Below are 21815 nucleotides of genomic sequence, written 5' to 3'. Positions count from 1 at the left end.
GTCCCGGCACGTCGCCGGCCTCCATCGGGGCTCACGGCGACTGGTGAATTGTCTGACGAACGACGACGACGAACGTAACACCGTGACACTGCCGCTACAAGAAGAGCGCGGGAAATATGCACGCCCCCCTCACGAGGGAGGGTCAGACTGTTGAACAATGACGGGCGGCGAGGCCTACGTAGGCGGTCAGCGCCGCACCTGACGCGGACGCACTTCCATATGCCGGTGGGGGCGTTCTTGCGGCAGGTCCGCACACCTCTTGAAGGAGTGAGGCCGCGCTTGGAGCAGGTGCTTTCAAGTCATGTGGAATATCCGGCGCGACCCTTGCCCGCGCGATGGCCGCCCCGTTACCGTCTCAGTCGCGCCGGCCCGCTCGCACCACCGCTCCTCGGACCGGGCGGCGCGGTCGGTCCCGGCCCGACCACTGAGCTCGTCGCCGCCGCACCGTCCCCGGCGGTGTTCGACCCGGTCTGCGTTACCGCGACGCCCACCCTTCTTCCAGCTCCCGTCCCGCCCGCACGGCCGGACGCGCGGATCACCCGGCACCCTCAACCAGGGAGATCGACATGCATGCGTTCCCACCAGGCGTCCGACGCGCGTTCCGGCTCCGGCCCGGCACAGCGCGACGGGGCCTTCAGGGCGTCCTCGCCCTGCTCGCGGCCCTGTTCGTCACCACGGCCGGCTCCCCCGTCTCCACCGCCGGCACCTCATCCCTCCCGGCCTCGTCCACCGCTGCCGGGGGGCTGGCACCGCGAGTGGTGCACACCGGCACCGGACCGACCGGCTACGAAGTGACCTTCCGATACCGGGCCCCGGCGGCGGACCGCGTACAGATCAAGGGCGAGTGGTACTTCGCCAACCCCTACGAGCTCTCCTCCCTGACCGGCACCAGGACCACGGTCGTCGCCACCCCCGGGCTGCTGCCCGCCCAGTGGCAGCCCGGAGACATCCCGATCGGCTCGCCCAACTCGTCGCAGGCCAACTGGCCGGTGGTCGACATGACCAAGAACTCCCGTACGGGCGTGTGGTCGTACACGACCCCGCTGCCGTCGGGGACCTTCAACTACGGTTTCCTCGTCGACTGCGCGAGTGCCACCCAGTCGGGCTGCACCGAGATCTCCGACCCGGCCAACCCGCCGTGGAACCAGCACGGCGGCCGCAGCACCGGCTCGGTCCAGGCACTCAGCCAGGTCTACGTGCCCTCGGACCCGCGCTTCGGGACGGTCGACCTCGGCTGGCAGGCCCCCAGCCGCCGGCCCGGCACGCTGACCGACGTCAGCTACCCCACCACCAACCCGGTCATCCCCGCCGGCACCAACCGCCTGGCCGTCTACACACCCCCGGGGTACGACCCGCACCGGGCGACGCCGTATCCGACGGTCTACCTCTTCAGCGGCGGTGACAACGAGACGGACTGGAGCACACAGGGCGATGTGAGCAACATTCTGGACAACCTGATCACGACCGGGCAGATCCAGCCCATGGTGGTCGTGATGCCCAACAGCCTGGGGGAGACCTCGGACGCCAGCGGCTACCCGCAGTTCGACGCCAACTTCACCGACGCCGTCATCCCCTACGTCGAGTCCCACTACCACGTCTCCGCCGCCCCGTCCCAGCGGGCCGTCGCCGGGCAGGGCTTCGGCGGTTCGATCGCGATGTCGCTGCTCTTCCAGGACACCGCCCGGTTCGGCTACTACGGCATCATGAGCCCCGGCGCGGTCGCCAACTTCACCGTCCCCGACGCATCGACGATCACCGACGCCCAGGCGGCCGCCATGCGAAAGGCGGGCGTCTTCGTCGGCGGCGGCTGGCAGGAGCCCAGCGTCACCCCGAGCGGAACCGTCGGCGGCGGTCACTACTACCACGCCAAGGTCGCCGCCACCCTGGCCGGCGCGGGAGTGGGCACGACCGTGGACTTCGTCAACGGCGGCCACGAGTGGTACGTGTGGCGCCAGACCATCCGCGACTTCCTCACCCGCACGGCCTTCTTCCCGCCCGTGCTGGGCTGACCCTCCGGGTCCTTCACCGCCCGGCCCGGACGCCGCGGTCAACGTGTCCGGGTCCCGGCATCAGCGCGGATCAGGCGCCGGAGGAAGCAGCGCGTCAAGCACCCGCCCCAGTGCGGGGCCCAGGGCAGCCGCGTCCGCGTCGCTCAGCGGTTGCAGGCGTACCGACGACCGCAGGACGGCCACGCCGATGCCCAGTGCGACAAGGAGTTGGGCTTCGAGAAGCCGATCGCCTTCCGCGTCCGCGGGTCCGTCCCCCTCCCCCGCCGCACGCAGGACGCGTCGGGCCAGACCGTCCAGGGCCGTGGCGCGCAGAGCGTCCACGTGGTCGTTTCCCGAGGTGCGCAGGAGCAGCAGGGCGGGATGGTCCTCAGCCGCGGTCCCGTTCGGGGACGTCAACTGGAGCGTGAGGGCGCGCAGCAGCCCGGCGCGGTCCTCGACCGTCCCGCCTTCCCCCCGGTCCAGAAACCGGGGGGACTCGGACAGCGCCGCCTTGAACAGCCCTTCCTTGGACTCGAAGTACCTCTTGATCAGGGCCGCGTTGACTCCGGCGTCGGCGGCGACATCTCGGAGTGTGGTGCGTTCGTACCCCAGCCGCCCGAAGCGCTGCCGGGCGGCCTTCAGCAGGACCGCCCGGGTCGCCGCGGGGTTCCGACGGCGCGGCGCGCTCCCCTCGCCCTTGTCGCTCACCCGGCCGCTCCCTCACACAAGTAATCGCCAGTTGACTTATGGCTCCGATCACCCTGTACGCTACCAAGTAATCAGCCGTTGACTTATGTGTGCGCGAGGGAGTCCCATCGTGTCCAAGCAGGCCCTGCTGGTCATGGACGTCCAGAACCTCATCGTCGACCGGTACGCGGACGGTGACTACTTGCACCGCCTCCAGCGGGCGGTCGATGGCGCCCGGGCCGGACAGCTGCCGGTGATCTACGCCGCGGTCGGCTTCCGTCCGGGCTACCCCGAGGTCAATCCGCGCAACAAGATGTTCGGAGGTCTCGCCGGCCGCGCGGGGTCGTCCGCCGACGAGGAGGCCAACCGCATCCATGACGCCGTCCGGCCTCGCGAGGGCGACATCATCGTCACCAAGCGTCGCGTGAGCGCCTTCTCGGGCAGCGATCTGGATCTGGTGCTGCGCTCCTCAGGTGTCGATCACCTCGTGCTCACGGGCATCGCGACCAGCGGAGTGGTGCTGTCGACCGTCCGCCAAGCAGCCGACCTGGACTATGAGCTCACCGTTCTGTCCGACGCCTGTCAGGACATCGACAGCGAGGTGCATCGCGTGCTGATGGAGAAGATCTTTCCTCAGCAGGCCGAAGTCGTCACCGTCGCCGAGTGGACGAAGTCCTTCGAAGCGCGGTGTCAGGAGTAGGCGATCGCTACGTGCAGCGCCGACTCACGGTCGCTCGCCGTCTCGATCGCCTCGACGATACGGTCCAGCTCGAAGGTGTGCGTGACGATGGAGGCGAGGTCGAACCGTCCGCTATCCATGATCTTCATGACGTCGACCACGTCCTCGGGCCGGTAGCCGCCCGGTCCGATGAGTTCCTGCTCGCCGTAGGCCAGCCGGACGAAGTCGATGGCGACCGGCTTGGGGTGCACGGCCACCGCGCCGATGCGCGACCCGGCCTTCGCCATGGACTGGATCGTGGCGACCAACTGGTCGGGTCCCGCCGCCTCGACGAAGATGTCAACGTCGGGAAAGGTGCCCATCAGGGTCGTCACCTCGCCGAACAGCTCGCCGCTGCGCTTGCGCAGATCCTCCCGGGCGGAGTTGCAGGTCACGAATCCGAGACCGGCGGCCTTCTCCAGACGGAAGTCGGACAGGTCCACCACCATGACCTCCGAGACGCCGAAACTCTTCAGCGCCACGGCCGCGCCGATCCCGATGGTGCCGGCGCCGAAGACGATGGCCTTCTCACCCTGCTGGGGGCGGCAGCGCCGCACGGCGTGGTGGGCCACCGTGAACGGCTCGATGAGCCCGGCCACGACCGTGGGAATCCGGTCGCTGACCTTGAACACCTGCTCGTCCACCTGGCAGTTCGGCACATGGATGTACTCGGAGAACCCTCCGATGCATCCGGCGCGGCGCGGATCGCCCTTGACCTTCAGGGGGTACGGGTACACCCGGTCGCCCACGGACAGCCCGGTGACCTCACTGCCCAGCACGGCGACCTCGGACACGACCTCGTGACCGAACTCCTCGCCCGGCAGGATCTGGTGTGCCCCGGGACCATGGTGGTAGACCGAGATATCCGAGCCGCAGATGCCGGCGTGGAGATTGCGCAACAGCACGTCCCTCGGACCGCACGCGGGTGTCTCCAGCTCGGTGATAGTGATGTCGAGCGGCCCGTTGTAGATGGCGGACTTCATCGCGGGGTCCTTCCGGTCTGGGAGTGGGCGCCATGTCTCTCCTGGCGTGCGCGGCGCCGGCGTGTGCCGCGCGGGCACCGGCGGCACCGGGGAGTCATGACTGGCGAATGTTGGTTCGGTGGTTTCCGGTCCGGAGGCCGGTGTCCCGCTGGGCGGACCACTTTCTTGGCCGGGCCCCGCCCGGCCGCCCGCTGCTCGGGGAGCGTCCCGGCCAGGCGGCCTCCGTCGACCGTGGGTCAGTCGGTACAGGGGACGTACGACGCTCCGCGAACAGTCGGTCGCAGTCGTGTTCACAGCTGCACGACGACCGTCTTCGTCGCCGTGTACGCGTCCAGGGCCTCCACACCCTTCTCCCGGCCGTAGCCCGACTTGCGGAAACCGCCGAACGGAAGCTCCACTCCCCCGCCGGCGCCGTAGGTGTTCACATAGACCTGACCGGCCTCCACCGCCGCGGCGACCCGGTGTGCCCGGCTCAGGTCCCGCGTCCACACGGCGCCGAGCAGCGCGTAGTCGGTGCCGTTCGCCAGGGCCACGGCCTCCTCCTCGGTGGAGAACCGCATGGTGGTCAGGACGGGTCCGAACACCTCCTCCCGGGCGATCGGTGACGTCGGGTCGACGCCGTCGATCAGTGTCGGGGCGAAGTAGGCGCCGCCCGTGACACCGTTCGGCTCGACGACGGAGCCGCCGAAGACGAGCTCGCCGGATCCGGCCGACTCCACGTAACCGCGCACGCGTTCCTGCTGCTTGCGTGAGACGAGCGGCCCGAGGTCGGGATCGTCCGTGCCCGGTCCGATCGACACCTTCGCGAAATGTCCGGTGACCCGCTCGACCAGCTCCGCGTGCACGCTCTCATGGACGAGGACGCGCGAGCCGGCCGAACAGGTCTGCCCGGCGTTCTGCAGGATGGCGCTCGCGGCGACCCGTGCGGCCTTCTCCACATCGGCGTCGGCGAAGACGAGATGTGCGGACTTGCCACCCAGTTCGAGCGTCACCGGCGACACCCGCTCGGCCGCGGCGGCGGCGACCAGGCTGCCTATCCGGGTGGAGCCGACGAAGCCCAGGTGATCGACGCCCGGATGGGCGGTGAGCGCGGCTCCGGCCTCGGGGCCCAGCCCGGTCACGACGTTGACGACACCCGGCGGCAGACCGGCCTCGATCGCGAGCCGGGCCAGCGCGACAGCCGTGCGCGGGGTCTCGTCGGCCGGTTTCACCACCGCGCAGTTCCCGGTCGCCACGGCCGGTGCGACCTGTCGTGCCATCAGCTGCAGGGGGTAGTTCCACGCGAGAACATGACCCGTGACGCCCAGCGGTTCCCGTCGCGTGTAGACGTGCAGGTCCGGGCGCAGTGGCAGGCTCAGCCCGTAGTAGGAGTCGATGGCGTGCCCGTAGAAGCGGAAGTAGCGGGAGCAGACCCGTGCGTCGTTGCGCGCCTGCGACAGGGGCTTGCCCGAGTCCTCCGACTCCATCCGGGCGAGTGTCTCCGTCTCACCCGCGATGAGATCGGCCAGCCGGCACAGCAGTTCGGCCCGCCGCTCCGGTGCGGTCGCGCGCCAAACCGGGTGTGCCGCGCGGGCGGCCCCGACCGCCTGGTCCACCTCCTGCCGACCGCCCCTGGCCACCTGCCCCCACGTCCGTCCGGTGGAGGGGTCGATGTTCTCGTAGACCTGACGTGCCGCGACCTGACGTCCGTCGATGAACGACTCGGTCACCTCGGGCGCCGTGTACGGGGTCACACCGGGCGAAGTCATACGGTGCCGCCTCCTGCTGCCAGTGCCGGACGCCGCCGTCCGGCAGGTGTGCTGTGTCGCGTGAGTGTGGGTGCGGACGTGGGTGCGGTGCGGGTGCGAGCTCCCGCGCAGGCGTACGCGCCGGGGATGGGTCCGCGTCAGATCACGCCCTGCTCGCGGAGTGCGCCGAGCCGGTCGCCGTCCAGCCCGAGCAGATCTCCGTAGACCTCGTCGTTGTGTTCGCCGAGCGTTGGGCCCAGGTGCTCGATGCGTCCCGGTGTCGTCGAGAAGCGGGGCACGGGGGCCTGCACCCGCATCGACCCCAGCTCGGGGTCCGGGACAGCGGGGTAGACGTTCCTGGCCCGGAGTTGCGGGTCCTCAAGCTGTTGCCGGGCGTTGTAGACCGGGGCGGCGGCGACGTCGGCCTCCTCGAAGACGGTCATGGCGTCCTCCAGTGTGCGCTCACCTATCCAGTCGGCCATGATCGCGTCGATCTGGGGAGCGTTGCGCAGCCGTGACTGGGCCTCGGCGAACCTCGGGTCGGCGGTGAGTTCGGGCCGGCCGACCGCTCGCAGCGCCCGGCGGGCGATGGAGGGTGCGCTGCCGGACATCGCCAGCCAGTGGCCGTCCTTGGTGAGGTAGACGTTGCGCGGGGCACTGATGTCCCACCGGTTGCCCGTCCGGCCCGGGACGGTCCCCAGCTGGTCGTAGGTCAGTACGGGCTGTTCCAGCAATCGGGCCAGCGGTTCGATCAGGTTGATGTCGATGAGCTGTCCGTCCGCGCCGTGCACGTCGCGGTGGTACAGCGCCATCATCACGGCGTAGGTGGCGGTGAGACCCGCGACCCCGTCCGCGAGCATGAACGACGGGAGGGTGGGAGGTCCTTCCGGGCTGCCGGTGAGGTGTGCGAAGCCGCTCATCGCCTCGCCCAGTGTGCCGAAGCCGGGCCGGTCGGACTTCGGGCCGCCCGCGCCGTAGCCGGTGACGTGCACCATCACCAGACCCGGGTGGCCGGCGGCGAGACTCGGGTAGTCCAGTCCCCACTTCCGCTGCGTCGAGGGGCGCAGGTTGAGGATGACGACGTCGGCCTGCCCGCACAGGGTACGCAGCAGGCCGCGCCCCTCCTCGGTCCGCAGGTTCAGCGTGATGCTCTTCTTGTTGCGGCTCAGGCTCTTCCACATCAGCCCGACGCCGTCCTTCTGCGCGCCCCACTCGCGCATGGGGTCGCCACCGTCGGGCTGTTCGACCTTGATGACCTCGGCACCGTGTTCGCCGAGCCAGGTCGCGATCAGGGGGCCCGCGGCGAGCGTCGCCGCGTCGATGACGCGCAGCCCGGCGAGTGGTCCGTCACTCATGTTCCTGCCTCTGTCCCTGACATCGACAAAAGACCGACTGGTTACAATTAGTTAGACGATAATTGACGGTCGGCCAGGAGACAACACCTGGTGCGCGTCAGTCACCGAAGTGCCGTCGCAGCACCTGTGCGGCGCTCTCGAAGTGCCCCTCGGCCACCCGCCGGGCCGCGGTCCCGTCGCCGCGGTCCAGCGCGGCGACCAGTTCGTCGTGCTCCCCCAGGCTGCACGGGACGTGTTCGGGGAACAGCTCGAAGAACCGCCGGGGAATCATCCGGCCGATGTCACCGAGCATCGTCTGGAGCCTCGGCGCACGACAGGCCCGGTTGACCTCGCGGTGGAAAGCCCAGTTGAGGGTCGCGATGTCGCTCCCAGAGCCGGCCGCGGCCTTGATCTCCCGGTTGAGCTCACGGATGCGCAACCGCTCCGGCTCGGTGATGTCACGCGCCGCCCACTGCGCGGCGAGTCCCGACAGCGCGGCCATGAGCGCGAAGTTCTCCAGGATCTCCTCGGGCGTCGGACCGACCACGCTGATGCCGCTGCGCTGGGCGACGCGCATCAGCCCCTCCCGGCTCAGGACCAGACAAGCCTCACGCACAGGCGTCCGACTGGTCCCGAACTCGGCCGCCAGGGAGTCGAGACGGACGCGAGTGCCCACCGCGAGCACCCCGGACAGGACACGGTCCCGCAGCGTGTCGAGGATGCGTTCGCGCTCGGTGCGATAGGCCGGGGCCGTGCCCGCCGGATCGACCAGCGCCCATGGTCCCGGCCCCGGAAGCGGGTCACCGGTTCGTGCTCGCCCATGCTCTGCCGAGTCCATCCGCACCCCTCGTGATCCGCGATCCTCGCGATCAGCGACGTCTTGACATTGCATTCAGTTACATGAATATATCAATCACCAACTGATGTACCAGGTCTGTTCCCTTCTCCCTCCCCATTCCTACCGAGGGGCCCCGATGACCACATCGCGACAAGACCAGATGACCCTCGTCGCCTTCCTCCAGGCGTCCAACGTGTCGGTCTACTCAGGTTCCTGGCGCTATCCCAGCTCGGCGACCGACTACCTCGACCTGCGCTACTACCAGCGGATCGCGCGGGAGCTGGAAGACGGCATGTTCGACCTGCTGTTCTTCGACGACCGGCTGGCGATGCCGAGCATCTACGGCGGCTCACCGGCCGAAGCCGTGCGCTACGGCGCACGTCCGATCAAACTGGACCTGAGTACGGTGCTGGGTGCCGTCGCCGCCGTCACCGAGCACATCGGTCTCGGCGCGACCTACTCCACGACGTACTACCCGCCGTTTCACGTGGCGCGGACGTTCGCCACCCTGGACCACCTCAGCGGTGGCCGGGCCGCTTGGAACATCGTGACCTCGGTGAACGACGCGGAGGCCCAGAACTTCGGCGTGGACCGGCACATCGGCCACGACAAGCGCTACGACCGCGCCGAGGAGTTCGTCGAGGTCGTCGCGAAGCTCTGGGACTCGTGGGAGGACGGGGCGATCGTCGGCGACCGCGAGAGCGGTGTCTTCGCCGACCCCGACCTGGTGCACGAGATCGATCACCGGGGCGAGTACTTCACCGTGCGCGGTCCGCTGACCGTGCCGCGCACCCCGCAGGGCCGGCCCGTCATCATCCAGGCCGGCCAGTCCGGCCGGGGACGGCAGTTCGCGGCCAAGTGGGCGGACCTGATCTTCACCTCGGACCCGAGCCGGCAGATCGCCCAGGACCACTACCGGCAGCAGAAGGAACTGGTCCAGGAGACGGGCCGGGACCCGGAGTCGGTGCGCCTGCTGCCGATGGCCTACACGATCGCCGGGGAGACGGAGGCGATCGCCCGGGAGAAGGAGGCCGTCTTCCTCGACCAGCTGGTGCATCCGATGGCCTCGCTGACCCTCCTGTCGGAGGTGACCAACCACGACTTCGCGGGGCACTCGCTCGACGACGAGGTGACCGACGAACTGATCGACTCCGTCTCGGGGATCCGCGGACTCGTCCAGGGCGTCCGCAAGCACGTCGGCGACCGCAAACTCACGCTGCGCACCCTGGCCAACCATCGCGCCACCCTCCTCCAGGGACCGCGGTTCGTGGGCACCGGGCCGCAGATCGCCGAGCAGATGCAGGAGTGGTTCGAGTCGCGTTCCTGCGACGGCTTCGTCATCGCGGCCACCCATTTCCCGGGCGCCTTCGAGGAGTTCGTCCGGCTGGTGGTGCCCGAGCTGCGCAGCCGCGGGCTCGTGCGCACCGAGTACACGGGTGGAACACTGCGCGAGAACCTGTCGCTCGACCGCCCCGCGAACCAGTTCGCCGCGGAAGGGCACGCGAACCCCTGAGGGCCCGCCACCTGCAACACCTGGGAACGCGTCCCGGACAGAGCAACCCACCCCGCACGAAGCGAGGAGACAGCATGCCCACTCCCCCGCTGCGCCGTTCCGAGCTGGCCACGCCCGCGACGAGCGACCGCATGACGAAGAAGGCGGCCGCCTCGGACGCTGATCTGGTCTTCCTCGACCTGGAGGACGCGGTGGCGCCCGCCCTGCGGGAGGAGGCCCGTGGCAAGGCCGTACGGGCCCTCAACGAACACGACTGGGGCCGCACGGTCCGCGCGGTCCGGATCAACGGCATCCACACGAAGTGGGCGTACGGTGACATCGTCGAGGTGGTCGCGGGAGCCCGGGAGAACCTCGACACCCTCATCATCCCCAAGGCCACGGCCGGCCGGGACGTCTGGTGGGTGGACGTGCTGCTGACCCAGATCGAGGAGAACCTCGGTCTGCGCAAGCGCGTCCGGCTGGAGGTTCTGGTGGAGGACGTCGCCGGTGTCGCGCACGTCGAGGAGATCGCCACCGCCAGCGACCGGCTGGACGCCGTCATCTTCGGGGCGGGTGACCTCTCGGTGTCCCAGGGCGCCCGGGTGGACACCAACTTCCGGCCCCGTGACCCGTATCCCGGCGACTTCTGGTACTACGCGCGGATGCGTGTCCTGACCGCCGCGCGGGTCGCCGGTATCGCGGCCATCGACGCCCCCTACCCCGACTTCGGTGACCCGGACGGGTACGCGGCGGACGCCCGCGCGGCGGCGGCGCTGGGCTTCGACGGCAAGTGGGCGATCCATCCCTCCCAGATCACCATCGCCAACCAGGTCTTCCGGCCGACCGAGGACGAGGTGGCCCGCGCCCGGCGCAACATCGAGGCATATCGCGCCGCCGAGTCGGACGGACTCGGCGCCACCAGCGTCGACGGTCAACTCGTCGACGCCGCGCATGTGAAGCTGGCCGAGCAGGTCCTCGCACAGCACGACGCGGCGGGGCGCTGAGAGCCGGAGCAGCGATGCGGCCCGCACCCAGTCGTGCGGGCCGCGGACAGCGCCGGCCGCGACCGCGGCACCGAGTACGAGAACGGGCGCGGCCACGCGCAGGACGCCGGCGCCGGCCTCACCGATCCGGTGCCGCAGCGGGGCGGTGCGGCGGCCGGCCGGCCGAGTCCGTTCCCGGGTCCGCGTCGTCGAGCGGGAAGTGGCAGGCGACGTACTGATCCTTCCGTACCTCGCGCACCTGCGGCTCGCTGACGGCGCACTGTTCCCGGGCCCGTGGGCACCGGGTGCGGAACCGGCAGCCCGACGGCGGCGACAGGGGAGAGGGGATGTCGCCGTCGAGCGCGGGCCCGTTGAAGCCGCGCTCGGAGTCGATCAGCGGCACCGAGTCGAGGAGGCCCCGTGTGTAGGGGTGGGCGGGCCGCGCGTACACCAGGTCGGCGTCGCCGAACTCGCACATCTTGCCCAGGTACATCACCATGACGTCGTCGCTGACTGCCCGCACGACGCTGAGGTCGTGCGCGATGAACACGACGGTCAGCTCGTACGCGGCCTTGATGTCCTCGATCAGGTTGAGCGTCTGGGCCTGCACGGAGACGTCGAGGGCGGACACCGGCTCGTCGCAGATCAGCAGCTTGGGGTTCAGCGCCAGCGCCCTGGCGATCGCGACTCGCTGGGCCTGCCCGCCGGACAGCTGCCGGGGCATGACGTTGGCGAACCGCTGCTCGTCCAAGCCCACCTGGGCCAGTACCTCGGTGGCCCGCGCGGTCCGTTCGGCGGCCGGCACCCCTCCGATCAGGAGTCCCTCCGCGACGACGTCCTTCACCCGGCGACGGGGGTTGAGAGAGGCCACGGGGTCCTGGAAGACCATCTGCATGTCGCGTCTGAGCGAGCGCATGCGGCGCGGACCCGCCTGGTCGATCCGCTCGCCGTCGAACCGGATCGTGCCACCGGTCGGACGGTCGAGGCGTATGACGGCTCGCCCCGTGGTGGACTTGCCGCACCCCGACTCCCCCACGATCCCGAGGGTTTCGCCGGGCAGGACGTCGAAGCTGACCCCGGAGACCGCTTGGACGACCCCGGCGCCGGTGGCGTACCGGACGTCCAGGTCCCGTACCGTCAACAGAGCTTTCTCGCCCCGGAGATGGGCGTCCCCGCTACCGGCCATCATGGCCCCCTGCCGTAGGTGTGGTGATGGCCGTCGGGACCGGGACGCAGCACGCCACCCGGTGGTCGTGTCCCACGGAGGCCATGACGGGTCCCGGAGTGCCGCATTCGGTCCGTGCCGCCGGGCAGCGGGGTTCGAACCTGCATCCCGCGGGTGGGTCGACGGGGTCCGGCAGGGTGCCGGAGATGAGCCGCAGGGGTGTGTGCCGTTCGTGGTCGATCGTGGGCACCGCCCCCAGCAGAGCGTGTGTGTAGCGGTGGCGCGGGGCCTCGAAGACGGTCTTCGTGGTCCCGACCTCGGCCAGCCGCCCCGCGTACATCACCGCTGTGCGGTCGGTCCGCCCCGCCACCACGGCGAGGTCGTGACTGATCAGCATCAGGGCTGTCCCCCGGTCCCGCTGAATGCGGCGCAGCAGGTCGAGGATCTGGCGCTGGACGGTCACGTCCAGTGCCGTCGTCGGCTCGTCGGCGATGACCAGGTCGGGTTCGCACGCGAGCGCGGTGGCGATCATGACTCGTTGGCGCATGCCCCCGGAGAGCTCGTGCGGGTAGCTGCGCAGCCGGCGTTCGGGGTCGGGCACACCGACCTCAGCGAGGAGGCCGACGGCCCGGCTCCGTGCCTCCGCGCGTCCGACGCCCAGATGCCGGCGCATGCCCTCGGTCAGTTGCCGTTCCACCCGTACGACCGGGTTGAGCGACCGTCCGGGGTCCTGGAACACCATGGCGACCTGCGTACCCCAGATCTTCCTGCGCTCACCGCGGGACAGTGTCAGCAGGTCCCTGCCCCGGAACAGGATCTGTCCGGCGCAGCCGGAGCGTCGCGGCAGCATGCCCATGATGGCCTTGGCCGTCACCGACTTGCCGGAGCCGGACTCCCCGACGACGCCCAGCGCCTGCGCGTGGCCGATGGTCAGCGAGACGTCGTCCACCGCGCGTACCACACCGCGTGGCGTGCCGATGTGCACCCGCAGGCCGCGGACTTCGAGGATCGGATCGTTCGTCGTGTCCTGCATGGCCGTCACACCCTCTCCTGGCATCCGTACAGTCCGTGCCTGCCGTCCACCCGCGGTCCGTGTCGTTGGTGCGGGGGCCGGACGCGGGGTCGCCTAGTGGCTGATCCACAGGTCCTCGGGGAGCAGTGAGCCGAAGCCGTACTGGGTGAGGCCGCCGACGTTCTTGCCGGAGATCGCGCTCCCCGCGGTGCGCAGGATCCAGAGCATCGGGCGCAGTTCCACGAGCCGGCTCTGCACGGTGTCGTAGGCCGCCTTGCGGTCCGCCTGGTCGGTCGCCGTACGCCCCTTCAGCAGGGCCGCGTTGAGCTGTGCGTCGTCGATGCCGGACATGTTGGTCGGCGAGTCGCCCTGGAAGGCGGTCCAGAGCCTGGGCTCCGGGTCGTTGAAGGCGGCGGACGACACCACGACGTCGAAGTCGTGCGAGGTCTGCAGGGGCAGGAACTCCGCGTAGTCGACCACCTTGATCTTCATGGTGACGTTCTTGAACTTGCTGAGCTGGGACTGGATCGACTCCGCCTGCGCCTTGTTCTCCGTCGACGCGGTGGTGGTGAAGGTGAAGGACACCGGTGAGCCGTCGGCGGCGAGTTCGTCGAACAGACGCTGTGCGGTCGCGGCGTCGGGTTTGGCCACCGGGATGTCGGCGTAGTACGGCGAGGACTTGCGGAACAGCGTGTCGACGGTCTCCCCCGTCCCGTTGAACACCGAGGCGTTCAGGGCGTCCATGTCGATGGCGGCGGTCAGCGCCTCGCGGGCCCGGGCGTCGTTGAACGGCGCCCGCCGGGTGTTGAGCGCGAGGAAGGTGCCGCCGTTCAGCGGGGACGTCGTGGTCGGCAGCCCGGCGTCGGCCGCCTTCTTCAGGTTCTGCCAGTTCTGCTCGATGGCGACGTCGGCGCCGCCGCTGACCACGGTGTTGACGCGCTGGGTGGAGTCGAGGGCCACCTTCAGGGTGAGGCTGTCGAGATAGGGCTTGGGCGCGTCCCAGTACTTGGGGTTCTTCGCCAGTTCCATGGCGTCCTGGCGACGCCACTCCTTCAGTGTGTACGGTCCGGCGCCGACGGGGTGCGCGTCGAACGCCTTGGCTCCCTTGCCGAGCGCGGCCGGTGAGGCGATCCAGTTCATGGACGTGGTAACCACTGACTGGGCGAACTGTGCCATGGGTTGCGCGAGAGTGACTTTCAGCGTCGTCGCGTCGACCGTCTTCGTCGCCGTGACCAGCGAGGCGTCGGCCTGGTACGGGGAGGCGGTGGCCGGCTTGCGCATCCGGTCCCAGTTGAACTTGACGGCCTCGGCGTCGAACGGGGTGCCGTCGGAGAACGTCAGCCCGTCCCGGAGCTTCAGCTCGAAGGTCTTCCCGCCGTCGGAGGAGTCGAAGGACTTGGCCAAGGAACTCTTGATCTTCCCGGACTCGGGATCGTCCGTCAGCAGGGTGCCGTAGAGCGCGTTGCCGACGATGGCCCCGCTGACGAAGTTGTTGCCCATCTGTGCGGGGTCCAGGGTACGGAGTTCGCTGAGGGTGAGTACCCGGGCGGACCCGCCGGCGACCGGCTTGCCCGTCGCCCCGGCGGCCCCCTCCCCGTCCTTGCCGGCTCCGCCCCCGCAGGCTGCGAGCAGGAGTGCCGCGGTGGCTACCGCGATCGTGGTGGAGCACCTTCTGTGCATCATCGTGGACCCCTTGTCATGGACGATCTCGGAGTTCGGCGGGGCTGCCCGGGAAGGGCACGGGCCGGACCGCGTCAGTCATGCGGACCACGACCGCGTCAGTCGCGCAGACCACGGTCGAAGCGGTGCCGCAGGTGGTCACCGGCCTGGTTGAGGGCTAGCACGGTCAGGAAGATGAACGCGGTGGGCACGAAGACGACGTGCGGGTAGTCGCCGATGGAGTCCTTGCCGTCGGAGATCATTCCGCCCCAGCGCGGTGCGGGCGGCGGGATGCCCATGCCGAGGAAGCTCAGTGAGCCCTCCGCCACGATCAGCGCGGCCATCACGACCGGCAGATAGGCACCCAGCGACGGCAGCAGGTTGGGCAGGATCTCCCGCGCCAGGATGCGCCGCCTGCTCGCCCCCATGTTGCGGGCGGCGGTGACGAACTCGCGGGAGGCCCAGGACAGTGTGTTGGCCCTGGCCAGCCGGATGAAGGTCGGCACGACCAGCAGCGTCAGCCCGATCATGATGGTCGGCACGCTGGGAGTGAGGACCGCGGCGAGCGCGAGGAGGAGGATCAGCGGCGGGAACGCCAGCATGGAGTCCGCGATCAGCCGGATCACCGAGTCGGTCCGGCCGCGGAGGTACCCGGCGCTCATGCCGAGTACGGTCCCGATCACCGAGCCGATCAGACCCGCACCCGCTCCGACCAGCAGCGAGACCCGGGCCCCGTGGACGCAGCGGGACAGCAGCGAGCGGCCGAGCTGATCGGTGCCGAGGAGCAGGTCGAGCGAGCCGAACTGCGGCGTCTGCCGGGGCTGGGCGACGGGACGGTCGTAGGGGGCCAGTGGGAGGACATCCGCGAAGAGGGCCGCGAGGACGATCACGGCGAGCCAGGTGTAGGCGATCGCCACGAGGATCGACCGGTCGCGGTGTCCGGCCGGGACGGTCGGCTCCGCCGCGCTGTCGACGCCGGTCCCGTTGCCGGGCGCCTTCGGGGCGGTGTGCTGCGCGCTCGTCATTCCGCGGCCGCCTTTCTGACTCTCGGATCCAGCCAGTGGTAACTGAGGTCGACCAGCGTGTTGATGAGGACGTAGACCACGACGACGAAGACCACGATGCCCTGGACCGAGACGAGGTCGCGGGAGACGATCGAGGACACGACGAGCTGACCGAGGCCGGGCAGCGAGAAGAGGATCTCGACGACGACGGTCCCGCCGATCAGCCGGCCCAAGTTGATACCGGCCAGCGTGATCAGGGAGAACGACGACGGCCGCAGCGCGTGGCGGAACATGACGTAGGCCGGACTCATGCCTTTGGCGCGGGCGGCGCCGATGAAGTCCTCGCGCAGGGTGGCGATCAGGTCCGCCCGGAGCGCGCGGTGGAAGGCCGCGATCTCGGTCAGGGCGATGGACAGGGCCGGAAGCAGGGCGCCGCGCAGGTTCGCTCCGAGGCCGTCCGTACTGACCCGGGACCACCCGCTGACGGGGAGCCCGCCCAGTTGCAGGGAGAAGATGTAGATCAGCAGGGGGCCCGCGATGAACGCCGGCACCGACAGCAGCACCGACGAGAGGGCGGTGGCGGCGCGGTCCACGGCGGACCCTTCCCGCGCCGCGGAGACGATGGCCAGGAGCACGGCGACGACCAGCGACAACGTCAGCGCGAGGGCCGCGAGTTCCAGTGTCACGGGCAGCCGGGCAAGGACGGCGTGCAGGACCGATTCATTGGTGACCGGCGAAGTGCCGAGATCGCCGGTGACGGCGTTCCCGAGCCAGTCGGTGTACTGGTGCCAGAGGGGCTGGTCCATGCCGAGGCTGGCGTTCAGCCGCGCGACCGCCTCCGGTGTGGCGTTCTCCCCCAGGATGACGGAAGCGGCCGATCCGGGCGCCAGACTCAGCAGCGCCACGGAACCCAGCGTGACCAGGATGATGACGACCAGACTGCGAAGGACTCGTCTCGCGGCGGTGAGCACCATGCGCCTCGCTTCCTTGTGGGTGGGGCTGAGGTGACATGTGACCGTCCGGTGGGGCGGGTGAGCACGCGCCGTACCGGAGTCGGCGCGATGGGAGCCCAGCATGGTGACGGTCCTGGCCCGATTGGCGGCGCGCGTCCGCTCAACGGAACAGATTGTCGGTACGACGGCGGGCGCGGCCGCCGGTACGGCCCGCCGTCGCGCCTTGTTCCGGGCATGCCGATGCCCCCGCCGCAGACGCGGCGGGGGCATGGACCGTACGGCTCAGAGGGTGGGTGTCAGGGCGCCTGAACCGCTATGCCCGAGGGCTGTTCAGGTAGGCCAGCACGGCCAGGACCCTGCGGTGTCCGCTGTCGCTCGGGGGCAGACCGAGTTTCAGGAACACGTTGCCGATGTGTTTGCTGACCGCGCGCTCAGTGACGACGAGCGTCCGGGCGATCGTCGCGTTGTCGTGGCCCTCGGCCATCAGCTTGAGCACCTCGCGTTCGCGCGGCGTGAGCGAGTCCAGGGGCGTGTCGCGGCGGCGGGTCAGCAACTCGGTGACGACTTCGGGGTCGAGAGCGGTACCTCCGGCGGCGACCCGCTCGAGCGCGTCGAGAAACTCGTCGACGCGGGCCACCCGGTCTTTGAGGAGGTAGCCCAGACCGCTGGCGCCGCTCTGGAGCAGTTCGGCGGCGTAGGACTCCTCGACGTACTGCGAGAGCACCAGCACGGGCAGACCGGGGATCTTCTGGCGTGCCTCACGCGCGGCCCGCAGCCCCTCGTCACGGAAATCCGGTGGCATCCGCACGTCGAGCACGGCGGCGTCAGGGCGGTGCTCCAACAGCGCTGGGAGGATCTCGGGCCCACTGCCGACCACGGCCACGGGCTCATGGCCGGCCGATCTCAGCAGCAGCACCAGCCCTTCCCTGAGCAGGGCGTTGTCCTCGGCGATCACCACACGCACGGCAACTCCACGACAATCACGGTCGGTCCTCCGACGGGGCTGGTCACGCTCAGACTGCCATCCAGCGCGGCGACGCGGCGGCGCATGCCGAGCACTCCTGTGCCGCCCGCCTCGTCCACCCCGCCGGCCCCTTCGTCCCTCACCTCGGCCCGCAGACCGGTACGCGTGCGCTCCAGATGGACGGAGGCCCGCAGAGACCCGCTGTGCTTGGCGGCATTGGTGAGTGCCTCGGCCACCACGAAATAGGTGGCCGCCTCCACGGCGGCGGGAGCGCGCACCCCGGGATCGTCCAGACCCGCTACGTTCAGGGTCGCGTCGAGCCCGCTACCGGCGGCCAGCGCCTGTACGGCGCCGACGAGTCCCCGGTCGGTGAGGATCGGTGGGTGGATGCCGCGTACCACGTGCCGCAGGTCGATCAGTGCCTCGTCGGCCAGATCCTGTGCTTCGTCGAGCATCCGGCGCGCGGTGCGGGGATCGCTCTCGTAGGCCCGCTTGGCCAGACCGATCCGCATGGACAAGGACACCAGACGGGCCTGGGTGCCGTCGTGGAGATCCCGTTCGATCCGGCGCAGCTCGGCACCGTGCGCGGCGACCGCGCCCGCCCTGGTCTGCGTCAGCTCCTCCACCCGGACGGCGAGCCGGACCTTCGGAGAAGGCTTGAGAAGGGCCTCGGACCAGCGGGCCTCCAGATCCGCGAGACGGGTGATGAGGGGCAGCACCACCGCCTTCCGACGCAGCATTCCGCACCACATTCCGTCGACGGCCAGCCCGAGGGGCCACAACGGCACCACAAGGAGTGCCAGCAGACCATAGAGACAGTAGGCGCTCAGCCAGCGCAGGTCGGCGTAAGTGCCGGGGTCCGTCACCGCGGCGCGCAGGCGCTCCCGGATGGTGCCGGTCAGCGGGAGGTACGCCTCCGGGATCTCCCGGCCCGTCCAGGCGGCCACCTGCCGGCGTTTCGCCCCGGCGATCCTGCGGATCAGCAGCACCGTCTCCGGCAGCATCCATGCCCCGACCACCGCCAGCGTGGCGACGACCGTGATGATCAGCACGGTGGTGAACAGGTAGAGGCCGAAAAGCATCGCTGCGGTCAGGACCGACTGGCCTGTGGCCCGTGCGGCCTGCCGCGTCGTTTTCCACATGCTGTCAACGTTAGATGAACGCGTGCCCACCTACAGGGGAGGGGCCGCCACCTCCTGGGTGTAGCTGGCTACACCCAGGAGGTGGGAGAACTCGAGGGAGGCTTCGGCGTGAGTCCGGACAGATGTGCAGAGGCGCGTGTTCGAATCCGGGGGCAACGGTTGGGCCGGTTCGGTGGTCGTAGGGAGCAATACCCGTAGGTCTCCCGCGTCCGCCACCGATGGCCCGTGTTCACTGGGTGGCCGGCGATGAGGCCTGTCTCCCTGGGAGGGTTCATGAGCCGTGTCGCCGTACCACCTGATGGCGGACGGAACGGCAGAGGTGGCGCCGCCCCAGCCGTCGCCGCCGCGCATGTTCCGCCGCGCGCACCCGTGCGGCGCGCCGCGAGCGGTGTCGCGGTCGTCGGGACCGTAGCCGTCCTGCTGGCGGGCGCCGGCGCAGCGGCCGGTGCCGTGGCTGGTGATCCGGTGGTCGAAGGTGCCACCGTCAACGGCGGACGTGACGTGATCGTGGGGATCACGCACGACGTGCGGTTCTCGGTCACGGTCACCGGAGCGGACGACTCCGGTCTGTCGTTCGCCGACGTGGACCTCAAGGGGCCGCACGGCGGCTTCTACACCACCGACGCCTTCTGCGAGACGGCGACGGCGTGCACGACGGTGTTCACCGTCAACGCCCACCTGGCCCCGGGCAGCGACGACCCCGTGGACCTGTCCAACGCACAGGCGGGCAGGTGGTCGGTCGACGCCCTGGTCGACGCCGGAGACGGCGACAGCGCCTTCGCCCCCGGTGTGGGCACGTTCGGTCTCAAGCGGGCCGCGCGGCTCACGGTCAACGCCTCGCCGGAGCCGGTGGCCAAGGGCGCCCGGATCACCGTCACCGGCAAGCTCGTGCGGGCCAACTGGGACACCTACCGGTACGCGGGCTACGCGGGCCGCGCCGTGCAACTCCAGTTCCGCCCGAAGAACAGCGACACCTACACCCCGGTGGCCACGGCGAAGACGAGTGCCACCGGTGCGCTGCGCACCACGGTCAAGGCGGTCAAGGACGGCTACTGGCGGTGGAACTTCGCCGGCACCGGCACCACCGGGCCGGCCAAGGCCGCCGGTGACTACGTCGATGTGCGGCCCTGAGAGGAGATCGCCTTCGCGGTGTTCCACCGCCGCCTCGGCGGTGACCAGCCGGCCCGGGAGAGGGCGCATCCTCCCCTTCTGACGCACCGACGGGCCGGACTGGCCCGACCCGGGGCCGGGTCAGGCCAGTCCGGCGGCGATGGCGCGGCGGACGGCGTCGGCCCGGTCCTGGATGCCGGCCTTGGCGAACAGGTTGTTGATGTGGGTCTTGACCGTGGCCTCGCTGATGAAGAGCTTCTCGGCGATGGCCCGGTTGGGCAGGCCCTGGCCGATGAGGGTGAGCACCTCGCGTTCGCGGCGGGTGAGGTCCGCGGGGAGTGGCTGCGCGTCGGCCGGCGGGCGCGTGCGGACGGTGGCCAGCAGGCGGTTCTGGACCTCGTGGTCGAGTACGGACTGTCCCGCGGCGGCGGCCCGGATCGCGCGCACGATGTCCTGGCGCCCCGCGTTCTTCGTCAGATAGCCGCGGGCGCCGGCACTCAGGGCCGCCAGGATCGAGTCGTCGTCGGCGAAGGTGGTCAGCACGACCACGGCCGTCCCCGGGTGCTCCTCGCTCAGCCGGCGGGTGGTCTCGGTACCGTCCATCACCGGCATGCGCAGATCCATCAGGACGACGTCGACGGGCGCGGCGGCCACGGCGGCGAGTACCTCGGTGCCGTCCGCGGCGGCGGCCACGACGTCGATGTCCTCGGTCAGGTCGAGCACCGCGGCCAGGGGCTCGCGGACGGCGGCCTGATCGTCGGCGACGATCACCCGCAACGGCTGCGGGTTCCGCGGTTCCAGCGGTTCCTGTGAGTAGTGCGGGTTCTGCGGGTTCTGCGGGTCCCGCGAGTTCTGCGGGTCCCGCGAGTTCTGCGGGTCCCGCGCCGATTGATTCGCCGTCATCCCTGAATCACTGCCTCCACCTGCCAGCCGCCGCGGTCCGGTCCCTCGGTGAGCGGCCCCGCGGTGAGGGTGCCGCCCAGCAGGGCGACGCGCTCGCGCATTCCTATCAGTCCCATGCCGCTGCCGGCACCCGCGGTCCCCGCACCGGCCGCGGGTCCGTTGCGGACGGCGAGGGTGGTCGAGGCGGCGTCGAACCTCAGCTCCACCGCTGTCCCGGCCCCGGGAGCGTGCCGGGCCGCGTTGGTCAGCGCCTCCTGCGCGATGCGCAGTACGTTCTGGGTGACCTGGACCGGCAGCTCGCGAACGGTCCCGGTGACGGTGAGCACCTCGCGGTGGCCGGACGACTCGATCATGGCGGTCAGGCTCTCCAGCAGCGGAAGGGAATCCTCACGCAGCGCGTGCACCGTCCACTGGGCCTGCTTCAAACTCTCCTTGACCAGGCTCTGCGCCTTGTTGTGCGCCGCGCGGACCTTCTCCAGGTCACCGGTGTCGATCAGGGCGTCCGCCAGTTCCAGGTGCATGTTGATCCCGGCCAGCGAGTGCGCCAGCACATCGTGGACGTCGCGGGCGATGCGGCCGCGTTCGGTGAGCACGGCCGTCCGCGCCTCGGCCCGCGCGGCCCGCTCGGCGGACTCGGCGGCCTCAAGTCTCGCCTCCACCGCCTGTTGCCTGCTGCGACCCAGGATTCCAGCCACCACCGGGATGCCCGTGCTGAGACCGAAGGTCCAGGTCAGCACCTCGTGATCGGGGCCGATGTAGAAGTAGAAGACGGCGCCGCACAGCAGGCTGGACAGGGCCGCGACCGCCAGGGCCGGCTTGAGGCGGAGGCGGTAGCCGGCGTGGCCGGCAAGGAAGTAGGCGAACAGATAGCCGGAGCCGCTGTCGCTCACCTTGAGCAGGGCGGCCGACGCCACGACACCGGTGGTCAGCCAGACCAGCGCGGCCCGGGGCGGGAAGGAGGGCGGCAGGTGTCTGGCCGTCAGGGCGGCGGAGTTGACCACCAGCAGGGCGACCACGGCCAGGCCCTGGCCACTGACGCCCACCGGCCGGACGGTGCCGACCGCGATGGCGATGATCAACAGGGTGACGGCCCACTGGAGAGAGGCGTCGTGCCGGGACACGACCCGGGGGCCGGGCTCCTGTTCGGGAGCCG

General features: G+C 70.2%; 19 protein-coding genes. 5 read left to right on the top strand and 14 right to left on the bottom strand.

Annotated features, from left to right (window positions below):
• Positions 1-566: 566 nt before the first annotated feature.
• Positions 567-2009, top strand: a complete 1443-nt coding sequence (locus AB0G32_RS26330) for an alpha/beta hydrolase-fold protein (protein ID WP_361168083.1) — start codon at positions 567-569, stop codon at positions 2007-2009.
• A 60-nt stretch (positions 2010-2069) separates the two neighbouring features.
• Here AB0G32_RS26330 and AB0G32_RS26325 read toward each other — a convergent pair whose 3' ends face one another.
• Positions 2070-2696, bottom strand: a complete 627-nt coding sequence (locus AB0G32_RS26325; protein ID WP_361168080.1) for a TetR family transcriptional regulator — start codon at positions 2694-2696, stop codon at positions 2070-2072.
• A 109-nt stretch (positions 2697-2805) separates the two neighbouring features.
• Between AB0G32_RS26325 and AB0G32_RS26320 the strand changes: the two genes are divergently transcribed.
• Positions 2806-3375, top strand: coding sequence for an isochorismatase family cysteine hydrolase (locus tag AB0G32_RS26320; protein WP_361168077.1), 570 nt, complete (start codon positions 2806-2808; stop codon positions 3373-3375).
• Here AB0G32_RS26320 and AB0G32_RS26315 read toward each other — a convergent pair.
• The 4 genes from AB0G32_RS26315 to AB0G32_RS26300 all read right to left on the bottom strand — a co-directional run bounded on the left by AB0G32_RS26315 (position 3366) and on the right by AB0G32_RS26300 (position 8275).
• The gene (locus tag AB0G32_RS26315) at positions 3366-4376 is read right to left on the bottom strand and encodes an alcohol dehydrogenase catalytic domain-containing protein (protein WP_361168074.1); all 1011 of its coding nucleotides are present in this window, start codon (positions 4374-4376) and stop codon (positions 3366-3368) included. The genes AB0G32_RS26320 and AB0G32_RS26315 overlap by 10 nt on opposite strands.
• 290 nt (positions 4377-4666) lie before the next feature.
• Positions 4667-6124: an aldehyde dehydrogenase family protein gene (locus AB0G32_RS26310; RefSeq protein ID WP_361168071.1), complete on the bottom strand. Its 1458-nt coding sequence runs from the start codon at positions 6122-6124 to the stop codon at positions 4667-4669.
• A gap of 137 nt (positions 6125-6261) precedes the next feature.
• The gene (locus tag AB0G32_RS26305; protein WP_361168068.1) at positions 6262-7458 is read right to left on the bottom strand and encodes a CoA transferase; all 1197 of its coding nucleotides are present in this window, start codon (positions 7456-7458) and stop codon (positions 6262-6264) included.
• Positions 7459-7555: 97 nt separating this feature from the next.
• Complete coding sequence (locus tag AB0G32_RS26300; protein ID WP_361168065.1) at positions 7556-8275, bottom strand: GntR family transcriptional regulator; 720 nt, start codon at positions 8273-8275, stop codon at positions 7556-7558.
• Between the two features lie 136 nt (positions 8276-8411).
• Here AB0G32_RS26300 and AB0G32_RS26295 point away from each other — a divergent pair, with 136 nt between their 5' ends.
• Both AB0G32_RS26295 and AB0G32_RS26290 read left to right on the top strand, forming a co-directional pair.
• A complete protein-coding gene (locus AB0G32_RS26295) occupies positions 8412-9788 on the top strand; it encodes an LLM class flavin-dependent oxidoreductase (RefSeq protein WP_361168062.1) in 1377 nt (458 codons plus the stop codon).
• Between the two features lie 74 nt (positions 9789-9862).
• Entirely contained in the window at positions 9863-10771 is a 909-nt protein-coding gene (locus tag AB0G32_RS26290) for a CoA ester lyase (RefSeq protein ID WP_361168059.1), read from the top strand.
• A 118-nt stretch (positions 10772-10889) separates the two neighbouring features.
• Here AB0G32_RS26290 and AB0G32_RS26285 read toward each other — a convergent pair whose 3' ends face one another.
• From AB0G32_RS26285 to AB0G32_RS26255, 7 genes are all read right to left on the bottom strand, one after another.
• Complete coding sequence (locus AB0G32_RS26285; RefSeq protein WP_361168056.1) at positions 10890-11891, bottom strand: ABC transporter ATP-binding protein; 1002 nt, start codon at positions 11889-11891, stop codon at positions 10890-10892.
• A gap of 34 nt (positions 11892-11925) precedes the next feature.
• Complete coding sequence (locus AB0G32_RS26280; protein ID WP_361168053.1) at positions 11926-12948, bottom strand: ABC transporter ATP-binding protein; 1023 nt, start codon at positions 12946-12948, stop codon at positions 11926-11928.
• 93 nt (positions 12949-13041) lie between these two features.
• On the bottom strand, positions 13042-14610 hold the full coding sequence (locus AB0G32_RS26275) for an ABC transporter substrate-binding protein (RefSeq protein ID WP_361168050.1): 1569 nt from the start codon (positions 14608-14610) through the stop codon (positions 13042-13044).
• A 95-nt stretch (positions 14611-14705) separates the two neighbouring features.
• Complete coding sequence (locus AB0G32_RS26270; RefSeq protein WP_361168047.1) at positions 14706-15611, bottom strand: ABC transporter permease; 906 nt, start codon at positions 15609-15611, stop codon at positions 14706-14708.
• Complete coding sequence (locus tag AB0G32_RS26265) at positions 15608-16564, bottom strand: ABC transporter permease (RefSeq protein ID WP_361168044.1); 957 nt, start codon at positions 16562-16564, stop codon at positions 15608-15610. Before AB0G32_RS26265 ends, AB0G32_RS26270 begins: the two co-directional genes overlap by 4 nt.
• A gap of 292 nt (positions 16565-16856) precedes the next feature.
• Positions 16857-17507 carry a response regulator transcription factor gene (locus tag AB0G32_RS26260; protein ID WP_361168041.1) on the bottom strand — a complete coding sequence of 217 codons (651 nt, stop codon included), beginning with the start codon at positions 17505-17507 and terminating at the stop codon, positions 16857-16859.
• Positions 17495-18649: a histidine kinase gene (locus AB0G32_RS26255; RefSeq protein WP_361168038.1), complete on the bottom strand. Its 1155-nt coding sequence runs from the start codon at positions 18647-18649 to the stop codon at positions 17495-17497. The genes AB0G32_RS26260 and AB0G32_RS26255 overlap by 13 nt, the downstream gene beginning before the upstream one ends.
• Before the next feature lie 273 nt (positions 18650-18922).
• Here AB0G32_RS26255 and AB0G32_RS26250 point away from each other — a divergent pair, with 273 nt between their 5' ends.
• Positions 18923-19780, top strand: coding sequence for a calcium-binding protein (locus AB0G32_RS26250; RefSeq protein WP_361168035.1), 858 nt, complete (start codon positions 18923-18925; stop codon positions 19778-19780).
• Between the two features lie 120 nt (positions 19781-19900).
• Here AB0G32_RS26250 and AB0G32_RS26245 read toward each other — a convergent pair whose 3' ends face one another.
• Together AB0G32_RS26245 and AB0G32_RS26240 are read right to left on the bottom strand one after the other, a co-directional pair.
• The gene (locus AB0G32_RS26245) at positions 19901-20530 is read right to left on the bottom strand and encodes a response regulator transcription factor (RefSeq protein WP_361168152.1); all 630 of its coding nucleotides are present in this window, start codon (positions 20528-20530) and stop codon (positions 19901-19903) included.
• Positions 20531-20658: 128 nt separating this feature from the next.
• On the bottom strand, positions 20659-21783 hold the full coding sequence (locus AB0G32_RS26240; protein WP_361168149.1) for a histidine kinase: 1125 nt from the start codon (positions 21781-21783) through the stop codon (positions 20659-20661).
• Positions 21784-21815: the final 32 nt, after the last annotated feature.

The sequence above is a fragment of the Streptomyces sp. NPDC023723 genome (assembly GCF_040639815.1).
Classification (GTDB): domain Bacteria; phylum Actinomycetota; class Actinomycetes; order Streptomycetales; family Streptomycetaceae; genus Streptomyces.
Note: the sequence above shows the minus strand (reverse complement) of the source record. Positions and strands in the feature narration are given on the sequence as shown.